This is a genomic window from Gilliamella sp. LMG 34362 (genome assembly GCF_984569125.1).
Genome location: NZ_OZ474902.1, coordinates 1213461 through 1236100 on the forward strand (window position 1 = coordinate 1213461; position 22640 = coordinate 1236100).

General features: G+C 33.8%; 16 protein-coding genes. 7 read left to right on the forward strand and 9 right to left on the reverse strand.

What is annotated here, in order from left to right; translation table 11 throughout:
* Positions 1-23 precede the first annotated feature (23 nt).
* The 5 genes from AC5LWZ_RS05590 to AC5LWZ_RS05610 all read left to right on the forward strand — a co-directional run bounded on the left by AC5LWZ_RS05590 (position 24) and on the right by AC5LWZ_RS05610 (position 9699).
* Entirely contained in the window at positions 24-1706 is a 1683-nt protein-coding gene (locus AC5LWZ_RS05590) for a hypothetical protein (protein WP_493464133.1), read from the forward strand.
* A 1218-nt stretch (positions 1707-2924) separates the two neighbouring features.
* On the forward strand, positions 2925-4193 hold the full coding sequence (locus AC5LWZ_RS05595; RefSeq protein WP_294911161.1) for a hypothetical protein: 1269 nt from the start codon (positions 2925-2927) through the stop codon (positions 4191-4193).
* Positions 4194-4622: 429 nt separating this feature from the next.
* Positions 4623-6434, forward strand: coding sequence for a hypothetical protein (locus AC5LWZ_RS05600; RefSeq protein WP_493457389.1), 1812 nt, complete (start codon positions 4623-4625; stop codon positions 6432-6434).
* Between the two features lie 956 nt (positions 6435-7390).
* Positions 7391-9013, forward strand: a complete 1623-nt coding sequence (locus tag AC5LWZ_RS05605; protein ID WP_493464134.1) for a PT domain-containing protein — start codon at positions 7391-7393, stop codon at positions 9011-9013.
* 563 nt (positions 9014-9576) lie between these two features.
* Positions 9577-9699 (forward strand): hypothetical protein, encoded by a 123-nt coding sequence (locus AC5LWZ_RS05610; protein ID WP_493464135.1) that lies wholly within the window; start codon positions 9577-9579, stop codon positions 9697-9699.
* A gap of 114 nt (positions 9700-9813) precedes the next feature.
* On the opposite strand, the gene AC5LWZ_RS05615 is transcribed toward AC5LWZ_RS05610, so the two are convergent.
* Entirely contained in the window at positions 9814-9984 is a 171-nt protein-coding gene (locus tag AC5LWZ_RS05615) for a hypothetical protein (protein ID WP_181414682.1), read from the reverse strand.
* Positions 9985-10036: 52 nt separating this feature from the next.
* Between AC5LWZ_RS05615 and AC5LWZ_RS05620 the strand changes: the two genes are divergently transcribed.
* Positions 10037-11161, forward strand: coding sequence for a hypothetical protein (locus tag AC5LWZ_RS05620; protein WP_146208333.1), 1125 nt, complete (start codon positions 10037-10039; stop codon positions 11159-11161).
* 122 nt (positions 11162-11283) lie between these two features.
* Positions 11284-11850, forward strand: a complete 567-nt coding sequence (locus AC5LWZ_RS05625) for a hypothetical protein (RefSeq protein WP_198247035.1) — start codon at positions 11284-11286, stop codon at positions 11848-11850.
* Between the two features lie 103 nt (positions 11851-11953).
* On the opposite strand, the gene AC5LWZ_RS05630 is transcribed toward AC5LWZ_RS05625, so the two are convergent.
* From AC5LWZ_RS05630 to htpG, 8 genes are all read right to left on the reverse strand, one after another.
* Complete coding sequence (locus AC5LWZ_RS05630) at positions 11954-12493, reverse strand: methylated-DNA--[protein]-cysteine S-methyltransferase (protein WP_294911337.1); 540 nt, start codon at positions 12491-12493, stop codon at positions 11954-11956.
* Between the two features lie 356 nt (positions 12494-12849).
* Positions 12850-13614, reverse strand: coding sequence for a histidine phosphatase family protein (locus tag AC5LWZ_RS05635; protein ID WP_110448140.1), 765 nt, complete (start codon positions 13612-13614; stop codon positions 12850-12852).
* 12 nt (positions 13615-13626) lie between these two features.
* Positions 13627-14952 carry an OprD family outer membrane porin gene (locus AC5LWZ_RS05640; RefSeq protein ID WP_110448139.1) on the reverse strand — a complete coding sequence of 442 codons (1326 nt, stop codon included), beginning with the start codon at positions 14950-14952 and terminating at the stop codon, positions 13627-13629.
* A 175-nt stretch (positions 14953-15127) separates the two neighbouring features.
* Positions 15128-15946 carry a histidine phosphatase family protein gene (locus tag AC5LWZ_RS05645; protein ID WP_294884719.1) on the reverse strand — a complete coding sequence of 273 codons (819 nt, stop codon included), beginning with the start codon at positions 15944-15946 and terminating at the stop codon, positions 15128-15130.
* An 80-nt stretch (positions 15947-16026) separates the two neighbouring features.
* Positions 16027-17418, reverse strand: a complete 1392-nt coding sequence (locus AC5LWZ_RS05650) for a glycoside hydrolase family 1 protein (protein ID WP_198247037.1) — start codon at positions 17416-17418, stop codon at positions 16027-16029.
* Between the two features lie 3 nt (positions 17419-17421).
* Positions 17422-19323 carry a beta-glucoside-specific PTS transporter subunit IIABC gene (locus AC5LWZ_RS05655; RefSeq protein WP_493464136.1) on the reverse strand — a complete coding sequence of 634 codons (1902 nt, stop codon included), beginning with the start codon at positions 19321-19323 and terminating at the stop codon, positions 17422-17424.
* Positions 19324-19481: 158 nt separating this feature from the next.
* Positions 19482-20345: a BglG family transcription antiterminator LicT gene (licT, locus tag AC5LWZ_RS05660; protein WP_198199568.1), complete on the reverse strand. Its 864-nt coding sequence runs from the start codon at positions 20343-20345 to the stop codon at positions 19482-19484.
* Between the two features lie 186 nt (positions 20346-20531).
* On the reverse strand, positions 20532-22406 hold the full coding sequence (gene htpG, locus AC5LWZ_RS05665; protein ID WP_065578237.1) for a molecular chaperone HtpG: 1875 nt from the start codon (positions 22404-22406) through the stop codon (positions 20532-20534).
* Between the last annotated feature and the right edge of the window lie 234 nt (positions 22407-22640).

A 22640-nucleotide genomic window follows, 5' to 3' on the forward strand; every position in this document is an offset into this window, starting at 1 on the left:
AATTCTTGTCTTTTGGAGTCAATTTGATAAACCCATTTTTTTGTTTAAAACCGATGCTAATAAGTGTATTGGTCATAAATAGTTTATTAACCATTCCCGTTAATTTCACATATGCTTTAAATATAACTACAGCTAATGCAATTCATGGAGGAGCACCATATCTTACTTATGACGGAGGCATAACTAAAGCGGATAGTACGGAAAGTTTATTGGGGATCACTTTATCTGATGGTACAGTAATTAATCCTTCAAATGATGAATCCAGTTTAGTAACTCCAATCGAGTTACCTAATCAAGGCGATACTTATGCGAGTATTCAAACTATCGTTCCGTTACCACAGTCAGGTAATAGTAATTACCCTAAAGTGAAAATGACCGATTTACTCACCGCTCCATATAACTATTTTGGTGATGATGATGGCGATGGTTACGATGATGTAACCGGTGAAGTTATCGCAACAGCGAGTGGTGATATAGGTGTTAAATGGGAAAACATTAATGGTATTGATGTGACCGATACAGTTAAAAACAATGCCCATAGTAAGTTTATTGAATGTGATAGTCCTTATAAATTAACCATAACCGCAAGTAATGGAGAATTAAATACCCTATATGGTGCGCCGAACAAAAGTAGTTTTATGGGCGGTAGCCATAGTTATTATATAAATCCTAAAGTCGAACCCCATGTCTGTTATGCCCAACCAAGTCCATTATTTGATGATGGTTCTCAATTATACGCAGGTAATATGGATTTGCTTGATGGGCCTGGCTGGGATTCGAGTACGATTGACTGGGATTATAGAGGTTATCCAAGTAAAGGATTTAAGATTAATGGCGCACGTAATAGTGGTAATTATGATGGTAAAAGTTCGGTTTATAAAAATAATTTTCCAAGTACAGGGTCTAATGGATTATATTTTTATTTGTTATTGGCAGGAATAAGTCCAGAAGCAGTGATTACAGCCAATGGCAGTAACATAAGTGCTGTAGAAGGTGGCAATGTCAGCTTAAGCTTAAGTACGGGAATAACTCTCTGGGATCATCGAAGCGGTGTGCTGGATGATTTTTCAACAATGTTCCCTTATCTATCCCCATTATATGGTGTCCCACAAAAAGGATTAAAGATAACCTTAAATGGTCCTCGTGCAACGTCTAATGATAAGAGTTTTAGTCCTTCGACATTTAGGCTGTATGCCGATAGTGGAAAAAGTAAAATACTTTATGAATTTAAGTTGATGCGTTGGTATATTCCTACCGATATAGTCTATCAAAATGTTATTACTGAAGAAAATGTACCGATGTATCAAGCAAAAGGTCAAGAAGAGTGTCGTCGTTTAGGTAAAGGTTATCGGTTAACCGAAATGTATGATTTGACCTATGATGTCTATTGGGAGATGAAAGCAACTTTTGGTCCTATAGTAGGCTCTGCTCTTCGTCAGTTAAGTTACCGTAAAGATGGCGAATGGGTCAGTGGAATAATTAATGAGTGGGGATGTTTATATAACAATAGTCGTTCGAGGTGTCGCAATTATCCTGATAGTGATTGGTTACATTCTAATTATTTGATTGCCACTACAGTAATTAAGGAAGTTAAATCTTGGAAAGAGAAGCGTAAAGTACCTTCATGGAATGTATTGGTGGAAGGTGGGGAGGCTGAGTCCCTCGGTAGCTTAACACCTTATTATATAGCTTGTGTTTCTCCTTAACAGCTATAAGAAGTTTAACAATTAAATTAAAATATTATCCATTGTATTGAGATTTATATGTGAGATTTTAAATAGATACTCTTAAAACATTAATCTTACAATCTTAATATAAGGGGATATTGTTATATAAAGGAGGTTTATTTTTTTACGCGTTTATAATGAGGGTAGTTTTATTGTTACAACATTATAGGCATGAATTAAAAGTAAGATTTTCACAATAAAAAAACATACAATGTTAGAACAAGATATGCAGTGTTTTAATCTTACCTTACATCATCAACAAATCAATTAATCAAGTATTTGGCAACCGGATAGCGAGCCTGCTGAAGTTGATTTAGCCTTTATTAAAAGTCTAAAAATGACATTATTAAAGATTGAACATTGTATTATTAATCCATTTTAATGAAAAGTTTTTGCGAATCAGTGGTTAAAATTTGCCATATATTTGTTTTTTCTAAATTAGCAAAAATTTTTACTCAGACCTCCATTAATAAACCAACAATTGTTAACTTTACTTTACATAACTTGACAAAATTTAACATTATAAAGTTTGATATAGTTAAATACTTTAATTATGATTTTATCAAATTTAGATATTTCTATTTAAATAAAACAAATGGATAAGCGGGTGTTTGAAGATGCTAGACGTAGTTGTTTATAGGCAAGACAGCTAAAATTACATAATTAAGCAATCAAACGTTATCAACACCTCTTTATCAACATTTATTTTTAGATTTATTTATTACTAAATTTTTATCCATAAAAAACAAGTCGTTAAAGTGATTGTTTTATAAACAATATTTATAAGTATGTTGGGTATGATTGCTCAATTAATAACGCTAAGCGACCTGATAATAAAGTTGTAGGATTTGTCTAGTTAAAAGTAACCACTGATAGTCTTGCATTTAATATTTTTACTACTACCTTCTAAAAATTGATCTGCAGCACATAGAAATTAACTATGTAATTTTAAAGAATAGTAATCAAATTTTTATCAATTTTGATTGTAATTGGTTTCTACTAAATTGGAATGTTTCATCAAAAGGAGTCATGTTTTTGCGATTTTATCATCAAAGATATCCTATCTTCACTATAGCGTGTTGTACATCATTAAATTCTATAACATCGGAATTATTAAAAATAAGATCTAATAATTTTGTTAATAGTTATGACAATTACAAACCTTATTTTGCTTTTAAAACATGGCTTTTGGGGGTTATGTTGCTATTTCTTTTTTCAAATGCCGAGTGTTTAACTGTAAAAACAGTAAATGTGATTACTGGCAATGCTCCGTATTTATCGTTTGATGGTAGAAATCGAGCCTTAAATACCGAACCACTGCTTTGGCTTAGATTATCAAACGGTTTGGTTTATCAGCCATATCAAGATCGTTCAAATTACAACAATCCAATAAAGCTACCTGAGTCAGTTGCGAAAGTGAAGGATATCCAAACTATTGTACCATTTAATAATTATCCTAGTATTAGCTTAAGTAACATTATAGCCACTAATAATTATTTTAATGATATTGATGGCGATAGCGGAATTAGTTCATCTGGAACCTTAAATGTTACGTGGCGAGATGTTAATAATAATGACATCACTAATTGGGTTAAAAATAATCGGGAGGCATATTTATCAATTGTTAACGCACCCTATAAACTTACCATTTCGTCTACAAGTGGACGTTTATCAACGCGTTATGGACTTCCACAATCAAGTGATATAAGCAATTTTCAGGGGGCTAGTCATACTTATTATTTTTCCCCTGAAGCTAATGGGCGAGCCATAAAGACACGCTCTGATTCATGGGAATATCCTGTAAATCGTAATCAATGGAATAATTTTCCAACTACTGGAGGTGATGGACTTAATTATACATTAGTGCTTGATAAAATCAGCCCAGAAGAAGTGATAGCTATCAATGGTAGTACTATATATCCCGAATCAGGCGAAGGTGTAAATTTATCTTTGTGGAGAGATTCAATTAATGAAGTAGGGATAAGACTAAATGGACCTAAAATAATTGGTGGAGGAAGGTCAACAAAAAAAGGTGTGGCGATAATTGGTTCGGGTAAAGTGGATAAGAAATTTGGTATTTCAAGTTTTGTACTTTATGCTGATAAAGAACGTAAAACAGTTCTGTATAAATTTAGAATAGGTACTTGGTTTATTAATACAAATCGTTTTGAAACCAAAAAAACTCATAATCCTACACCTCCTAAGTATTGTAATTATGAAGGCTATAACTTGCCATCGCCTAGACTATTTAGTAATTTTTATTTAAATCGACCAACGACATCACAAACATTTAGAGAATTAGGTCGACTATATTCTGAATGGGGACAACATGTTGGTAGTTGGCAAATTACGGATCGAGTGATGACTTCTGGTGGTGAGGTTATTCAAGAGGGCGTTATACGAGGTAGTTTTTCAGGCGAAAGATTACGTATGATTTGTGCTACAAGGTGGTCACAGAACAATTAAGCGAGTAATTGCCAAATAAGGTTTGTTAACTATATTTTGCTCAAGTTTCCACCTGAACTTTATTTCTCAATCAATAATCTTATTAGCGACTAAATGGTTAATTTTCAGAATTAGCATCGATTTGTCCTGTATTAAAAGACTAAAAAAGTATTTTTTGTAGTTTAATATTAACTTATTAATTAAGTATGATAAAAATTTTTTTCGCGACAGTAACTAAAATTAACAATATTTTAGTATTTATAAAAGTCAGCTAAAAATTTTTTCAAATTTGTAACATAAAATCAAAGCGTTTTAGTTCAACTTTTCTTTACATTATTTGACAAAATTTAATATTACAAAATTTGATATGGTTAATGATATTATTTACACTTTTCTTATAAAATTGATTTTTCGCAATAAAAACACAATACTTTTACAAAGGATTGATATATGTTATCAAGTAGTTGTTTAGTAACTAACCATAAATTGGGATTATTTAACCGATTAATTGCTGCAATGTTAGCAATATATTTGCCTCAGCATCAACATTCATTTTTTTCTTTTAAAGATTTATTTACTGTTAACCTCTTGTTTTTTAGAGTCAATTTTATAAACCCTTTTTTTTGTTTAAAACCGATGCTAATAAATGTATTGGTTATAAATAGTTTATTAACCCTTTCAATTAATTCGACATATGCATTAAATACCAGTACGGTTAATGTAATTAATGGTAGTGCTCCTTATCTTACCAATGATGGAGGTATGACAAAAGCAGATAGTACGGAAAGTTTGTTGGGTATAACTTTATCCGATGGAACAGTCATCAATGCTTCAAATGATGAATCCAGTCTAGTAACTCCAATCGAGTTACCGAGTCAAGACGATACTTATGCGAGTATCCAAACTATCGTTCCGTTACCGGCAGCAGGTAATAGTAGTTATCCTAGAGTAAATATTATTGATTTACTGAAAGCACCGTATAACTATTTTGGTGATGATGATGGCGATGGTTATGATGATGTAACCGGTGAAGTTATCGCAACAGCGAGTGGTGATATAGGCGTTAAATGGGAAAATATTAATGGTATTGATGTTACCGACACAGTTAAAAACAATGCCTATAGTAAATTTATTGAATGTGATAGTCCATATAAATTAACCTTAACAGCAAGTAACGTTGAATTAAATACCCTATATGGAGAGCCAAATAAAAGTAGTTTTATGGGCGGTAGCCATAATTATTATATAAATCCTAAAGTTGAACCTCATGTCTGTTATGCTCAACCTAGCCCATTATATGATGATGGCACTACTGGAGTGGGTATGTTTTTTGATGGATCTGGCTGGGATTCGGCCATTATTTCTTGGAATTATAGAGGTTATCCAAGTAAAGGATTTAAGATTAATGGCGCACGTAATAGTGGTAATTATGATGGTGAAAGTTCGATTTATAAAAATAATTTTCCAAGTACAGGGTCTAATGGATTATATTTTTATTTGTTATTGGCAGGAATAAGTCCAGAAGCGGTGATCGCGGCCAATGGCAGTAGCATAAGCGCTGTAGAAGGTGGCAATGTCAGATTAAGCTTAAGTACAGGTATAACTCTATGGGAGCATGATAGCTCTTTTCTATTTAATAATGCAATAATGTACCCTTATCAAGCCCCATTATATGGTGTACCACAAAAAGCATTAAAAATAACCTTAAATGGTCCTCGAGCAACGTCTAATGATAAGAGTTTTAGTCCTTCTACATTTAGGTTATATGCCGATAGTGGAAAAAGTAAAATACTTTATGAATTTAAATTGATGCGTTGGTATATTCCTACCGATATTGTCTATCAAAATATTCTTATAGATGGAGATTTATCGACCACTCAAGCGAAAGCTGAAGAAGAGTGTCGTCGATTAGGTAAAGGTTATCGGTTAACGGGAATGTATGATTTGACCTATGATGTTTTTAAAGAAAAATGGCATGCTATACCTCCAACAAACAATAATGCTCTTCGTCAGTTAAGTTACCGTAAAGATGGTGAATGGGTCAGAGGAATAATCAATGAGTGGGGATCTTTATATAACAATAGTTTCTCGCACACTCGTAATTATCCTGATAGTGATTGGTTACATGAAGCTTATGGGATTGCAGAACCAATATCGAAAAATGATGGTAAATATATACGAATTCCGTCGGTTAGTATGTATTCAGGTGGTGTTGGCAACACAGACCCTACATTTTCTTATTTAGCTTGTGTTTCACCTTAATAATAAGAAGTTTAACAATTAAATTAAAATATTATCCAATGTATTGGGATTTATATGTGAGATTTTAAATAGCTATTAGTAAAATATTAGTCTTACAATCTCAATATAAGGAAATATTGTAATAATAAATAAATTGTATTTTTACACGTTTACAATGAGGGTAGCTTTATTGTAACTGCATTATAGGCCATAAATTAAAAGTAAGATTTTTACAACCAAAAGTATGTTAATGATTGGATAGCAAATTGTGGATTCCTATTACAATAAGTTGATTAAGCGCCAGCCAAATGGGTTATTAACGTCATTTTGTGCAGAGTTAGAGTGCGATTATCATAAGGATTTATTTAGGGTCTATCAGCGACGTTGCCGTGAAGAGAGCGTAGCGAAAGTAACGGCAAAATCCAGCCGAGCGCGTTTGAAGACGCGCGAAAGGCAGGCGTCGGAGCTATCGACTAAAAAATATACAACATTAGGATAAAATATGCAGTGTTTTAGTTTTAATTTTATTTTAGTAGGTCAACAAATTAATTATTTAAGTAGTTGTTAATCAATTAGCTATCTTGTTGAAGTTGATTTAGCCTTTATCAAAAATCTCAAAACACCATTATTAAAGATTAAAGATTAAAGATTAAAGATTAAAGATTGAAGATTGAAGATTGAGTTATTAATCTATTTTAATAAAAATATTTGCATAACGAGGCTGCTTGTTACCATGATTTTATTGAATTTTAAGATTTTATAAGATCATCATTAAATAATAATGATCTTTATGAATGGCCCGAAAAATATCAAGATCAATTAATAACAGTAATGCCCTGATTTTCCTTACTAATCTTTACAATTTTTAAAAAGCTAGCAATTGCGGAAATTACGCAATTTACTTATACTTAAACAGTCAAAAAATTAAATTTTTATTGAAATGAAACAATCGGATTTCGTGACAAAGGATTGAAAAAATGTTAAAATACAGTTGTTTAGAGGCCAGCCAGCCAGCCAGCCAGCCAGCCAGCCAGCCAGCCAGCCAGCCAGCCAGCCAGCCAGCCAGCCAGCCAGCCAGCCAGCCAGCCAGCCAGCCAGCCAGCCAGCCAGCCAGCCAGCCAGCCAGCCATAAATTAGGGTTATTAAAGGGATTATTAAGTCAAGCTTGCATAAATCATCCAATTGCAAGTCAACGATTCTTTATTTCCGTTAAAGAAATCATTACCGCTAAAACTTATTCACTTAACTTACAGTTAAGTCTTAACTTTTTGTGTTTAAAACCAACATTTTTAACCATATTAGCTATATCTAGTTTATTAATCCTTTCAATTAATTCGGCATATGCATTAAATGCCAGTACGGCCAATGCAATTCATGGAAATGGCCCGTATCTCTCTTTTGATGGAATAAATCGCGCTTCTACTGCAGAGCCACTGCTTTGGCTTAGATTATCAAATGGTACGGTTTATGAGCCTTATCAAGACCGTTCAAGCAGCAACAATCCGATAGCGTTACCTGAGTCGATTACTAAAGTAAAGGATATCCAAACAATTATACCGTTTAATAATTATCCTAGTATTAGTTTAAGTAGCGTTATCGCAAGCAATAATTATTTTAATGATATTGATGGAGATATAGGAATTAGTTCATCGGGCACCTTAAATGTGAAGTGGAGTGACGTTAATAATAACGATATAACTAATTGGGTTAAAAATAATCAAGATGCATCTTTGTCAACTACCGATTCGCCCTATAAAGTTACCATTTCGTCTACAAGTGGACGTTTATCAACGCGTTATGGACTTCCACAATCAAGTGATATAAGCAATTTTCAGGGAGCAAGCCATACTTATTACATATTACCCGCATCTCAAGCTAGGGCGTTAAGAACACAAGGCTTAAATGGAGGACACTCATTTGATGTTACATCAGATATAAATAAAAATTTTCCTACAACAGGTGGTGATGGATTGAGTTATTATTTATATTTAAGTGATATTAGTTCAGAAGAGGTGATTGCAGTTAATGGCACAAATGTTAATGCAGTAAAGGGGGAAGGCGTATATCTAACTTTATCACCGGAGAGAAAATTTGTAGTAAAAATAACATTAAATGGCCCTAAAGTTCAGGAAAAGCTTATAGTTGTAAATGGGAAGCCGGTAACGGTTATAACAACGGTGGATAAGAAATTTACATGGTCAACATTTGTTCTCTATGCAGATAGAAATCACAGTAAAGTACTTTACCAGTTTAGAATCAATAAATGGTTTATTAGACATGGCGTAGGATCTATAGTAAACAATGGCAACAGAATAATATCATCTCCCTCGATGGAAAACTGCCGCAAACTTCCGAAAGAGCCTGACATTTATATTACACCAGATCCACGCCACTTATCAAAATATAGATCCAAGGGGCAATTTTTTGAAGGAGAAAAGGTATCATTAAATACACTATTTGGTGAATGGGGCGAATATATTGGTTTATGGAACGTGGAAAATAAAGTACAATCATCGGCAGAGACAGTTTATAAAGGTGTACTTGGTGTTTCTGCAATCGGGACGTATTCAATTATTTGTATCACAGGGAGTCCTAAGTAATCCATATTTATGAACAGTGATATCAGCGACGTTGCCGTGAAGAGAGCGTAGCGAAAGTAACGGCAAAAGCCAGCCGAGCGCGTTTGAAGACGCGCGAAAGGCAGGCGTCGGAGCTATCGACTAAAAAATATACAACATTAGGATAAAATATGCAGTGTTTTAGTTTTAATTTTATTTTAGTAGTTGTTAATCAATTAGCTATCTTGTTGAAGTTGATTTAGCCTTTATCAAAAATCTCAAAACACCATTATAAAAGATTGAAGATTGAGTTATTAATTTATTTTAATAAAGATATTTGCATAACGAGGCTGCTTGTTACCATGATTTTATTGAATTTTAAGATTGTTGGGATGATGATTAAATAATCATGATCTTTGTGAACGACCGAAAGATATCAAGATCAACTGATAACAGTAGTGACCTGATTTTACTTACTTATCTTTACAATTTTTAGACAGGCAGGAATTGCCAAAATCACTCAATTTAATTATACTTTTTACCAACAATAAATTATATTTTTATTCAATTAAAATAGCCGGATGTCGTGACAAAGGATTGAAAAAATGTTAAAATACAGTTGTTTAGGGGCCAGCCAGCCAGCCAGCCAGCCAGCCAGCCAGCCAGCCAGCCAGCCAGCCAGCCAGCCAGCCAGCCAGCCAGCCAGCCAGCCAGCCAGCCAGCCATAATTTATTAAATCAAAAACGTTTTTTTGATAAAAAAAAGCCCTTTTTAGTTTTTTTTGTTTTCTCAATTATAACTCACAATGTAAGTGCATTATCTGCGTCAACTGTCAATGTTATTCATGGTAGCGCACCATATATAACTTTTGATGAATACAAAACACAATCGGATCTTTCACCTTTATTATCAATTGCTTTACCCAATGGTGAAAAAATAAGCCCATTAACTGACACATCAAGTGCAACACAACCTATTAGACTTAATACTAATAATACAAAGTTTGCCGACATTCAAACTTTTGTTCCTTTTCCGGTTGACAATATAAATTATCCTACAAAACCTTTGAGTGATATTGTTGTTGGTTCAAATTATTGGTGGGATATGGATGGTGATGGTAGCGATAAATCACCGACAGTGACCGGAAATTTAAAAGTGACATGGCAGGATGATGAGGGAAACGATATAACTAATTTAGTGAAGAATCAAGTTGATACATTACTAGATGGTTGCTTGGCACCATATAAATTAACAGTATCAGCAACACAAGGCACTATTTCTACTACTTATGGGATTCCTAAAACAAGATCATTTTCTGCTATTCAACATAGCTACTATATTTATCCAAAAGTCATGTCTACCGCCAAATTTTGTTATGCAAAACCTAATGTAGAATATGAAAATGATATAAATGGTGAGTGGAAAAAGGGCAAAGGTTTTATCTTTTATGATCCTGATAATGTTTATAAGAATTTTCCTACTACTGGATCAAATAATTTATTTTTTGATTTAAAAATAGCTGGTTTATCAGCAAAAGAACTAATTAAAATTAATGGCGAAAGTGTTTCTCAAATATCAGGTAGTGGTGTAAGTTTAGCTTTAAGTGACCATCAAGGCTTTTTGCGAGTAACTTTAAAAGGCCCATCAGCCTCAACTAATGGCGGTCAATTTCAACCTTCTACATTTAGACTTTATGCGGATTATAGTAAGACAAATGTTTTTTATACCTTTACGTTACAGCGATGGTATATTGCCTTTATAGGGCCTTCTGGCAGTTATGCTAACTCAAAAAATAAATGTAACAGCTTAAATGGTGGATATCGGATACCTAATGTATTGGAATTAACTAATTCTAATCGTGAATACAATGAGAATAATATTTATATAGGTTGGACTTATGGTATACCTGGTGTTGGCCCAGAATATCGAAGAATGATTAGTTATAAGAATGATCGTGGTACATGGATGGGAGGTCTATTTGCTGAATGGGGTAATACTACTAATTTTTACTATAAGAGTAGTGATTGGGACGATTATAATGATCCTTATTTTGGTACTTCGATTTATTGGTCAAGTAATATCTTTAGAGGTGATGCTAAAACATTATATGTAGTCGATTCTCGACAGGGTATTGTTGGCACTCGAGCTGATTTTGAACATATGTATTTAACTGCTTGTATAACACCATAATGATTGGTAAGTAAGGTATTGAACAAAAATATACAAACATAAAGTACTTTTTTGTAAACCTAATTGTGTTAATTTCAAAATTGATACGGTTAGGATTTTTAATTTAAAATGAATTATATTTAATGAATATAGAAGAAAAACTTAAATTAAGTCAGCAGTCTGATTGTATCTATTTTTTTCGAGAACGGATGTTTGCACAAGTTTATGGAGTATCACTCTATTTAGCCGCTACGAAATTAAATTTAGATTTGAAAGTTTATTGTCAACAATATAAAAAATTGAATAATAAAAAAGTATTAAAAGCTGGAATATCAATACCAAAGTTAATTGGACTTTTCTCAGACCAACTTATTGTTCAATCTTATGGTTATCAATTAAGAGGAAATTGGCAGATTGATTTAACACAAGTTATTGAATGGCAGAAATTGCAATTTACTGCAATAGAGCAATTAAGAATGATGTCAGCGCTCCCTAATATTACAGAACCTAATTCAAGCCACCTCTCAAATAGAAAGGATAAAGCCCGATTAGCATTAGCCGGCAAGCATTCACAGGATGCTTGGCATCTAATGCTAAGCGAAAGAGAATATAATTATTTGAAAGATTGGAAAAAAGGGAAATATCCGTTATCAATTGACTTAAGCTTTATCGAAAAACTGTCCCAAAAAATTGCATCCAGTCGCGCTTAGCGACTGGCGTAATTTTTTGCTCAAAAAGTGAACATTAAAATCTTTAAAAAAATTACGAAAAACGCTTTTTTAATGCAATAAAAAGTTAACAAGTAAACTTTTGTTAAATCGCTGTGCCTTTTTTAGGGATGAAAAAATTTTGTATATCAACTTGTTCATGTTGCAAAAGCCAAATTTTTTTGTCAATTCCACCAGCATAACCAGTTAAGTTACCATTGGCTCCAATAACCCGATGGCAAGGAATAATAATTGATAAAGGATTGTGACCAACCGCTCCTCCAATGGCTTGACTGGACATATGCGGCTTATTACATTTCAATGCCACTTGTTTTGCGATATAACCATAGGTAATGACTTCGCCGTAAGGAATTTGGGTTAATATATCCCATACCATATGCCTAAATGCGCTACCCTGAGGAGCAAGTGATAATTGCTTTATAGATGGTTTTTTTTCAAGAAAATAGTCATCTAACCATTTTTTAGTTTGATTAAATATTGTCAAATTAGATTTTTCTTGTTTGGTCGCATTAACAATTTGACCAAAATATTTTTGCCCTTCAATCCAGGCGCCAACTAATTTATTGTTCTGGCTAGCTAAAGTTATCAATCCCATTGGTGACGAATAATGACAAATATAAAACATGAAAAATCCTGATATTACCGATTAAGCGATATTTTATTATAACCAGTTAATGTAATTTAAGTAGTAAAAATAGTTGTTTATTCTAGATTGTTCAATTCAGTAGTTATAAAAATTTTTTCTTTTTTTATATTATCTGCAATGAATAATTTAAAATAAAAAATTTATTAAAACTTTTTTATTAATATATTGATTAATAAGATATTGTAAGACAGTCGTGAATAATGAATTCGAATAAACTAGCTTATTATTTTTATGTATTAATACCGCAAACAAAGTGATTAAGCATGGTCGAGTGAATAGAATATGATTCAACAATAATAAAAAAAGACTCACGTAAGTGAGTCTTTTTATAAAGATTATTTGCTAGCTTTGCCTTTTTCTACATAGCTCATATCACCTAAGGATTCAACGATAAATTTACCATCATCGGTATAACGGATTTTAGTTACGCTAGCGTTACCAAGTCCACTCGTGATAGGTTTATCTAACATCTCTTCAACCATTGCCATAATAGCCATACCGTGAGAGACCACCAATACATTACCACCACCTTGTTCTTGAGCAGATTTAGCAATAGCCTTTAATGAGGCTTGCATACGAGTTTTAACGGCATTGTAGTCTTCAGCTTGACCTGATTTCTCAACAGCTTTGATCGCATCCATCATTTTTTTAAGGGTAACTTTACCTTTAGCTAAATCAGCCATTAGGGCTTTGTCTGATTCATAACCTAGATGCTGTGCAGCTGGGTTCCACATGTTTGGATCAAGATCACCTTCAAAATCACCAAAGCAAGTTTCACGCAGACCTTCCATTTCATTAATGCTTAATTTAGTTTCACCTTTAGATTCAAGTACGATTCTTGCTGTTTGTCTGGCACGACCAGAGTCACTTGAATATACCGAAATAAAATCAACATCTTTTAAACCTCGGCCAAGTTGCTCGGCAACTTCAATGCCTGGTTTAGTAAGAGGCGTGTCTGACCATCCTTGTGCACGATGCACGTTATTAAACATAGTTTTACCATGACGAGTAAAATAGATATTCACATCAGCAGCAACAGTTTGTGCTATTGATGCAGTAAGAATTGCCGTTAATCCAATAAGTTTAATAAGTTTTTTCATAGTTTCGTCCTTTTATAACAAGTTAAATCGATAATCAATAACGGTTTCAGCTGATAATGTTGGTGAACGTTGTGCATGGCCGTCTCTCAATTTAGGGGTAATGTCTTTGCTACTCATGGTTTTATAAGACCAACCATAACCAAATTTTGACAAAATAGATAGATTTTTAAATGTTCCACTGGTTGGTTTCCAGATGTTAAACACGTTAATTTCACCATTTTTTAGGGTTTCATGTTTATAGTTAAATTCACCATAGTTTAGATATAAACCAGTGGTATTATCTTTAAAGAAGTCATAACCTAATACGCTGGATAATACAACTTCGCCATCACGCATATAGTCCGCACCTGCAGCTGCCATACCATTATAACGGCCACGGTTATTTTTACCTATGTGACGACCATAATAACCGATAGCGCCTTTTCGATTGGCATCGGTATAAGCGATACCGAATTTGGCACTCCAGTCTGCTTCTTTCCATTCAACATCGGCTGCATAATGCCACGCTGAATCATCAAAATCACGCACATTGGCTTTCATTTTGTCATGATTTTTAAGTGCGGTACTGCCATAGATTTGTGAACCAAAGGTCAGTTTTTCTATTGGTTTATATGAAAACTCAATTGCATGACGATTGATATAATCTTTGGCAACACCATAAGAGTAATCAAGTTTAATTACTTCATCTTTATAGGCGATTTCAGCAGTTTTGATATTATCAATTACGTGTTTTCTATCTAAACTATAAAAATGCACTTTTTTAGCCGATTCACGAGGTAAAGTACTATCTATATAAGCTAGCGATAACGCTAAATTAGAGTATTTAAGTGTTCCACTATACCCGAGATAACTGTTACGGGTTAAATGTTGCGATGAACTAATTACCCCCATGTCTTTTAAACTATGCCAACCTGCTTTACCATTAAAATTAATCTCTTTATTACCAAGTTTGACTTTAGCATAACGTTGCGTAAATTTGTTAAAACCATGAGCATTGTGTTTATCCGCTTTTTTGCCATCGTTATAAAGTAAGTTACGAGTAGCAAAGTAATCACTGGCTCCAAGTTTGATGACATTGTCATAAGTAACATCGAATCCCAAGATATCTAACCAATAACCTGATTTATAGTTAAATGTTAATGCTTGTCCCCACGCACTATGAACTTCTTTGGGTTGCGATGCATTTTCTTTTAAATACTTCCAATGATTACGTGTGGAAAATTCAAATTTGCTATCTTTGAAAAAACTGTTATCAGTATTCAGCGAATTTGATTCAGCCGCAATAGCTGAAAAACACATAATATTAAGTAGCGCAAGCGAAAGGTACTTTATTTTCATTGTTATATCCTATCTTTATTTTTCCAAAAAAAAACCTAAATACCGCCCAAAAACCTATCGGTTGAGCTGATATTTAGGTTTTGCCTGCCTAGGCAGTAACAATCCTATTTTGCTAATTTAATTACTAATTATCTAATTTTATTCGGATTATAGTTATTTGTTTGCCTCCAGTCGTTTATTTATTTAGTGATAATTTACCTTGATTGACATACTCCATATTGCCAATTTCAACTACACTATATTTACCATTTTGATACACAATTTTAACCACGGTAGCATTTGACAATGGTTTGTTTTTATTTGGGTTATCGGTTAAATCAGAAATCATAGCTTGCATTGACATACCAGATGAAATAGCCAAAATATTTTTTTGATGTTTATCTTGGGCTGTTTTTACAATGCTATACAGCGCATTTTGGGTTCGCTCTTTAACCTGGTCAAAGTTCTCCGCTTGCTGTTTAGGATCACTTTTAGCGATGGCATCAGTTAGAGTTGCCACGGGAATTTGTCCTTGCACATAACTTTTATAAAAGCTATCAACAGATTTAAAACCAAGAGATTTCATGGATGCAGATACCATTTTAGCATTGCTTCCACCTTCAAATCCGCCATAAAAGACTTCTCGTAAACCTTTTAATTCTTGGATCTGGTAATCTTTAACACCTTTTTGTTGTAACAAAACTTGCATTGTTTCACGTTGACGTCCAGCATCACTGGTGTAATAAGCATCAAATTGAATGTGTTGCTTTTTAAAACCTTCACCTAAATAACGTGCAACTTCAATACCTTTGTCAGTCAATGGTGAATCAGCCCAACCTTGTACAAGATCATAGGTATTAAATAAAGTTTTACCGTGTCGAGCAAAATAAATATTAATGGCATCATCACTATTATTGTTTGTTGCATTATTTGCTTGATTGCTACAACCAGTAGCTAGCGTTGTTAATAACAGTGCACTAGTAACGAATACTGCTTTAATTTTTTTATTTTTCATCTTTAGCCTCATATGGCATAGCCATTATTATGATGAGTGAAATTACCGGTAGGGAAAATGAAGACCTACCGGAATCATCATTATTTTAAATTAGCACCTTTCGATGAAATGACTGATTGATACCAATAAAAGCTTTTCTTCTTATAACGTTGTAGGGTACCAGAACCGTCTTGATTTAAATCCACATAGATAAAACCATATCGTTTGGTCACTTCTGCTTTAGATGCACTAATTAGGTCAATTGGTCCCCAACTGGTATATCCCATCACTTCAACACCATCATTAATCGCTTCACGAATTTGCACTAAATGATCGTTCATATAATTAATACGATAGTCGTCATTAATGGTGCCATCAGCTTCGAGTTTGTCTTTAGCGCCTAAACCATTTTCAACAATAAATAGTGGTTTTTGGAAACGCTCATAAAGCAAGTTTAATAAGTAACGGATACCGATTGGGTCGATCTGCCAGCCCCATTCAGACGCTTTGAGATGTGGATTAGGTACCATATCAAGAATGTTACCTTTTTGACGAAGTGAGTCGTCAGCTGTTCCACAACAACTCATGTAATAACTAAACGAGATAAAATCGATAGTTTCTTTTAAATCTTCACGGTCTTGATCGGTAATCGTTAATTCAATATTGTTTTCTTTAAAATAACGATTCATATACGTTGGGTAATAGCCACGTGCTTGCACATCACCAAAGAACAACCAACCATGATTTTCTAAATGCGTTGCCCAAACATCTTCTGGTTTTGGACTAAGAGGGTAAGCGATAGCGCCAAGTAACATATTACCAATTTTTGCATCAGGTATAATTTGATGACAAAGTTTAACAGCCCGTCCACTGGCTACTAATTGGTGGTGGATAGCTTGATAGATTTCTGCTTTACTGCTATTTCTAGCTAAACCGACACCGGTGAATGGTTCATGTAGTGACATATTAATTTCATTAAATGTTAACCAATATTTCACTTTATCTTTATAGCGTTCAAATACAGTTTTGGCATAGCGAGTAAAAAACTCAATCACTTTACGGTTTCCCCAACCACCATATTGAGTAACGAGGTAATAGGGCATTTCGTAGTGTGATAAGGTGACTAAAGGCGTAATGTTGTGTTTTAACATTTCATCAAACAGTTTATCGTAAAATGCTAAACCTTTTTCATTTGGTTGTTCTTCATCACCATTAGGAAAAATACGTGTCCATGCGATAGATGTTCTTAAACAAGTAAATCCCATTTCCGCAAACAGGGCTACATCTTCTGGATAGCGATGATAAAAGTCGATAGCCCGATCTTTGATACTGTTAATTTGGACATTATTACGATCAACTATATCGCCAAATAGACCATTAGGAGTACAGTCTGATGTTGAAAGACCTTTACCATCTTCATTATAAGCACCTTCGACTTGGTTAGCGGCAATTGCGCCGCCCCATAAAAAATCATTAGGAAAAGTATTAGCCATGTTTTACTCCTTGTTTGCACTTAACGCTAATAGTGCGTCACCATGTTGAATATTATCTTGATTAAATATGCACTGCACATCGATATAGTCATCACTGTTAGTGATTATGATTGGTGTAGTTACTTCAAAACCGGCTTGTTTTATTGCTTCAATATCAAAGCTTACTAGTCGATCACCTTTTTTCACTTTTTGACCACTTTCTACATGAGCTTCAAAATGTTGGCCATCTAACTTCACTGTATCAATACCAATGTGGATAAGTATTTCTGCACCTAATTTAGTTTGGAAACCGATAGCATGTTTCGTTCTAAATAGTGACACTACTTCACCATCTTCTGGTGCGACAGCTTCGCCAATAGTTGGAATAATTGCAGCACCTTTACCCATTAAACCGCTCGCAAAAGTAACATCATTAACTTCCTTTAAGTCAATAAGTTGACCAGTTAATGGGCTGGCAATAGTGATTGTTTTTACTAGTTCATCACTATCAGTTTTATTGTTGTTTGAATCAGAATTTTCTATTTCATTTTCATTATTTTGTTTTTTATCTTTTGGAATACCAAATAGATAAGTGACTAATGTGGCTACTGCAAATGAAATAAGTGAACCAAATACTACCGCATAAAATTTTTCATTAATGCCTGTAGGTGGAATTAATTGTAAAAATGAGAAGATACTAATAAAGCTGAATGAATAGATGACCGAATGATAATAACCAACAATACCTCCACCAATCATTGCCGAAATACAGCCGATAATAAATGGACGTTTTAATGGTAAGTTAATGCCATAAATGGCTGGTTCGGTTACCCCAAAAATTCCAGATAATACCGATGAACTTGCTAATGTTTTAACTTGTGGATCTTTGCTGCGTAACATAACCGCTAATACTGCGCCAACTTGAGCGAATACCGCAGGGAATAAGATTGGAATCATAAAATCTTCTTGATAAACCGAGATATTATTCATCGCAAATGGTACTAATCCCCAATGGATACCAAACACCACCATCACTTGCCAAAGAGCAGCTAAAATCATAGAAGCAATGACAGAGTTAAGTTGATAAACATAGATGATACCACTAGCAACTGTATCACTTAAGAATGACACAACTGGACCAATAACAGCAAAGGTTAGTGGTACGGTAATTATCAAACCAAATAACGGAGCAATAAACTTTTTGAATGAGTCATGCATGATTTTGTTTAGGTTGCGTTCTAATAATGAATAGAACCATGCAGCTAAGATTATTGGGAAAACCGATGAAGGATAAGGGATTAATTTAATAGGAATGCTAAAAAATTCTGTCTGTAATTCAAACCTATTACCTAACATGCCAACCACACTAGGATGAACCAATGCACCACCTAATGCCATACCTACATAAGGATTACCACCGAATTTTTTAACCGCTGAAAATCCTAGAATGATTGGTAAATAATAGAATGGGGCGTCAGCAATCGCATTTAAGAAGTTAAGGGTTGGTGAGTCAGCTTGAACAAGTTCCATGACTTGCAATATTGCTACTATTCCTTTAAAAATACCACCAGCAACAAGTACGACTAGTGCAGGGATAAAGATACTAGAAACTAAATCAATCAGTTTTGATACAATACCTTTAGGGGTAGCCGGTGGCGCATCGTTGGTTGGTTTTTCATTGAGATTGGTTAATTGCATGATGACATTAAATACATCTGCAACACTGTTACCGATTACGACTTGGAACTGTCCACCACTTTGTACAACTGTAATGATACCGGCTTGTTTTTTTAAAAATTCAGCATTTGCTTTTGATTCATCTTTCAACGCAAATCTAAGTCTAGTTGCACAATGCACTAGACTGATAATATTATCTTTACCACCTACATGCTCAATAATTACTTCGGCAAGTTGTTTGTTTTTCATAGCTTATCCTTATTTAAGCGCAAAAAAAAACCTAAACTCCCATTCCATTGGGAGTTTAGGTTTTGCTTGCATCAAAAAATAGTTGATGCAATAACAATCCAAAATTTCAGTGTTAATTAAATTAACATAAATTTAATAATATTGTTGCTAATAGTTAATTATTTTGTGATTTCGATCACACTATTATTTTTTAGCTCGGCTCTTAGTCGTTCAATATGAATAGTCAAATACAAACTTTCATCATCGGATAATGGATGCTGATATTGTTGGATTAAATGTAAGTCTATCTGTTTAGTACACAAATAGGCTTGTTCATATTTTTGCCGAATAATTTCATACAATGATGTGTCTTGTTGAGCTTGTTTGCCTTGACTTAAGATACGATGCGCAAAAAACTTTAAGTGCGTGACGAATCGTTGATAGGAAAGGCTATTTTCATCATATTCAAATTTAAAATGGTATTTAACAATATTCAAAATTTCACGCATGATCTTCGTCATATTAACGATATTCGGCATGGTATCATTTAGTTGTGCATTGATTATATGGAAGGTAATAAAACCAGCTTCGTCTTCGTGCAGTTCTACACCTAAGCGCTGTTTAATCACCGATAAAGCATGCAAACCAATTTGATATTCATTTGGATAGAATTTTTTTATTTCCCAAATGAAGTTATTCGGAATATCAAATCCCTGCTTATGTCTTTCAATAGCAAAATAGATATGATCGGTTAATGAAATATAGATACTATCTTGTAATTTGCCACCTAACTGTTTTTTTGCATAATTGATTATAATATCTGAAGTTGTATGAATTTCGATAGGTATTTCCGAAAGCAACTCAGCAAACTTTGGCAGTATTTCTTGATTATTCAATGAAAACTGCTTTTCAATAAGTTTGGGGTCAATTTCATCTCCTTCCTTTTTTTTGAATCCTACCCCACGTCCAGTAACAATTAATTCATTTCCCTTTGCATCTAACGTTACGACAACATTATTATTTAATATTTTATGAACTTTCATCTGTTACAGTCTAAATTAAAGGTTAAGTTATTATGTCTAGCTTAACAAAAATAGAAAGTGATAAAATGAAAAAGTGTGATAAGTATCAAAATTTGGCTTAAAAATTGTTGATTTTTTGCGGTAAAAAATAGCAATAAACCCGACAGGCAAGCCTTGTCGGGTTGAATATTCAAAATAGTTAATTAATTATTGAGCAAGTAATTTATTCATGGTTTGAATAAATTTACTCGGATCACTCAATGATCCTTTTTCAGCAAGAAGTGCTTGATCTAACAATAACTCAACCCAATCACTAAATGTTGTTTCGTCTTGAGTATTAGCGATGCGTTTAACTAATTGATGATCAGGATTAATCTCAAATGTGTATTTAATCTCTGGTGCTTTTTGTCCTGCTGCAGCAAATAATTTAGCCATTTGGGTAGACATTTCGTCAGCAGCTGTTGTTACAATTGCCGGTGTATCAGTTAAACGATGGGTTAATTTAACCTCTTTAACTTTGTCTGCTAAAACTTTTTTCACTCGTTCAATAAATGGCTCAAGTTCTTTTTCAACTTGTTTTTGTTCATCGCTATTTTGATCGGCTAACTTTTCGATTGATTCGTCAGATTTACTGATAGATTGGAATTGTTTACCAGCAAATTCAGTTAAATTGCTCATCATCCATTCGTCAATACGATCAGAAAGTAATAATACCTCAATACCTTTTTTACGGAATAATTCAAGGTGAGGACTATTTTTGGCTGCGCCATAACTATCGGCAGTAATAAAGTAGATCTTCTCTTGACCTTCTTGCATACGGCTGATGTAATCATCTAATGATACGCTCTGTACTTCGCTATCACTGTTAGTGGTAGTAAAGCGTAATAACTTAGCAATAGACTCACGATTGCTAAAATCTTCACCAGTCCCTTCTTTTAAAACGAGACCAAATTCACTCCAGAATTGTTGATATTGTTCTTTGTCATCTTTAGCAAGTTTATCAAGCATTTGTAAAACACGTTTAGTACATGCATTGCGTAAATTCTGGGTTACTTTGTTATCTTGCAGGATTTCGCGCGAAACATTTAATGGTAAATCATTAGAATCAATTAAACCTTTTACAAAGCGTAAGTAGTTTGGCATAAATTGTTCTGCATCATCCATAATAAAAACACGTTGCACATACAATTTTAAACCGTGTTTATTGTCACGATTCCACATATCCCATGGCGCTTTAGATGGAATATAGAGCAAGCTAGTATATTCTTGTTTACCTTCGACACGGTTGTGGCTCCAGCTTAGCGGATCGGCAAAATCGTGTGAAATATGTTTATAGAACTCTTTATATTCTTCATCAGTTACTTCTGATTTGCTACGCGTCCAAAGTGCTTGCGCCTTATTAACTTTTTCCCATTTAACTTCTTTACTTTCTTCATCAGTAGTTTGTACTTCAACTGGTAATGAGATGTGATCTGAATATTTGCTAATAATTGAACGTAAGCGCCAATCATCTAAAAACTCTTTTTCATCATCTTTTAAATGTAAGACGATTTCTGTACCACGTGTTTCTTTGTTAGTATCAGAAATGGTGTATTCACCTTCACCAGCAGATTGCCACATCACTGCTTCATCTGCTTTGGCTGTTGCCGCACGAGTTGTCACGGTAACATTATCAGCAACAATAAATGCTGAGTAAAAACCGACACCAAATTGGCCAATAAGTTGGCTATCTTTAGCTTGATCACTACCAATTGATTCTAAAAATGCTTTGGTGCCTGATTTAGCAATTGTTCCTAAATTCTCAATGACTTCATCACGAGTCATACCAATACCATTATCGGCAATGGTTAAGGTGCCAGCTTCTTTGTTGGTTGAAATACGAACCCCAAGCTCGGCATCACCAGCGTATAAATCAGGATTTTCAAGTGCTTTAAAACGAAGCTTATCAGCTGCATCTGAAGCATTTGAAATTAATTCTCTTAAAAAAATCTCTTTATTAGAATATAAAGAGTGAATCATTAAATGAAGAATTTGTTTAACTTCGGATTGAAATCCACGTGTTTCAGTTCCTTGCTTACTCATTGACTAATACCTCAGCTATATTTGCAAATTCAATTAATATTAACCACAAAATGTTCATCTTACTAGTGCGATGAATAAGATGTTATCTCGTTAATATTAATTGATTAACATTGACATAATGATTTGATTAATTGTTGTATCGTTATATGGGAATAAAAAAGACAATTTCAAGAGAGAGTATTAAGATAACTAATTAATTGCTGATTTTTTAGTTATTTGGGCAATAAAAAAGCC

Bases quoted from the DNA above. Each gene is read 5' to 3' on its own strand.
- AC5LWZ_RS05625 (WP_198247035.1), top strand. From the start codon at position 11,284: ATGAATATAGAAGAAAAACTTAAATTAAGTCAGCAGTCTGATTGTATC.
- AC5LWZ_RS05635 (WP_110448140.1), bottom strand. From the start codon at position 13,614: ATGAAAAAACTTATTAAACTTATTGGATTAACGGCAATTCTTACTGCA.
- AC5LWZ_RS05610 (WP_493464135.1), top strand. From the start codon at position 9,577: ATGTTAAAATACAGTTGTTTAGGGGCCAGCCAGCCAGCCAGCCAGCCA.
- AC5LWZ_RS05645 (WP_294884719.1), bottom strand. From the start codon at position 15,946: ATGAAAAATAAAAAAATTAAAGCAGTATTCGTTACTAGTGCACTGTTA.
- licT (WP_198199568.1), bottom strand. From the start codon at position 20,345: ATGAAAGTTCATAAAATATTAAATAATAATGTTGTCGTAACGTTAGAT.
- AC5LWZ_RS05615 (WP_181414682.1), bottom strand. From the start codon at position 9,984: ATGTCGGCAAACTTTGTATTATTAGTATTAAGTCTAATAGGTTGTGTT.
- AC5LWZ_RS05655 (WP_493464136.1), bottom strand. From the start codon at position 19,323: ATGAAAAACAAACAACTTGCCGAAGTAATTATTGAGCATGTAGGTGGT.
- AC5LWZ_RS05595 (WP_294911161.1), top strand. From the start codon at position 2,925: ATGTTGCTATTTCTTTTTTCAAATGCCGAGTGTTTAACTGTAAAAACA.
- AC5LWZ_RS05600 (WP_493457389.1), top strand. From the start codon at position 4,623: ATGTTATCAAGTAGTTGTTTAGTAACTAACCATAAATTGGGATTATTT.
- AC5LWZ_RS05630 (WP_294911337.1), bottom strand. From the start codon at position 12,493: ATGTTTTATATTTGTCATTATTCGTCACCAATGGGATTGATAACTTTA.
- AC5LWZ_RS05650 (WP_198247037.1), bottom strand. From the start codon at position 17,418: ATGGCTAATACTTTTCCTAATGATTTTTTATGGGGCGGCGCAATTGCC.
- AC5LWZ_RS05640 (WP_110448139.1), bottom strand. From the start codon at position 14,952: ATGAAAATAAAGTACCTTTCGCTTGCGCTACTTAATATTATGTGTTTT.
- htpG (WP_065578237.1), bottom strand. From the start codon at position 22,406: ATGAGTAAGCAAGGAACTGAAACACGTGGATTTCAATCCGAAGTTAAA.
- AC5LWZ_RS05605 (WP_493464134.1), top strand. From the start codon at position 7,391: ATGTTAAAATACAGTTGTTTAGAGGCCAGCCAGCCAGCCAGCCAGCCA.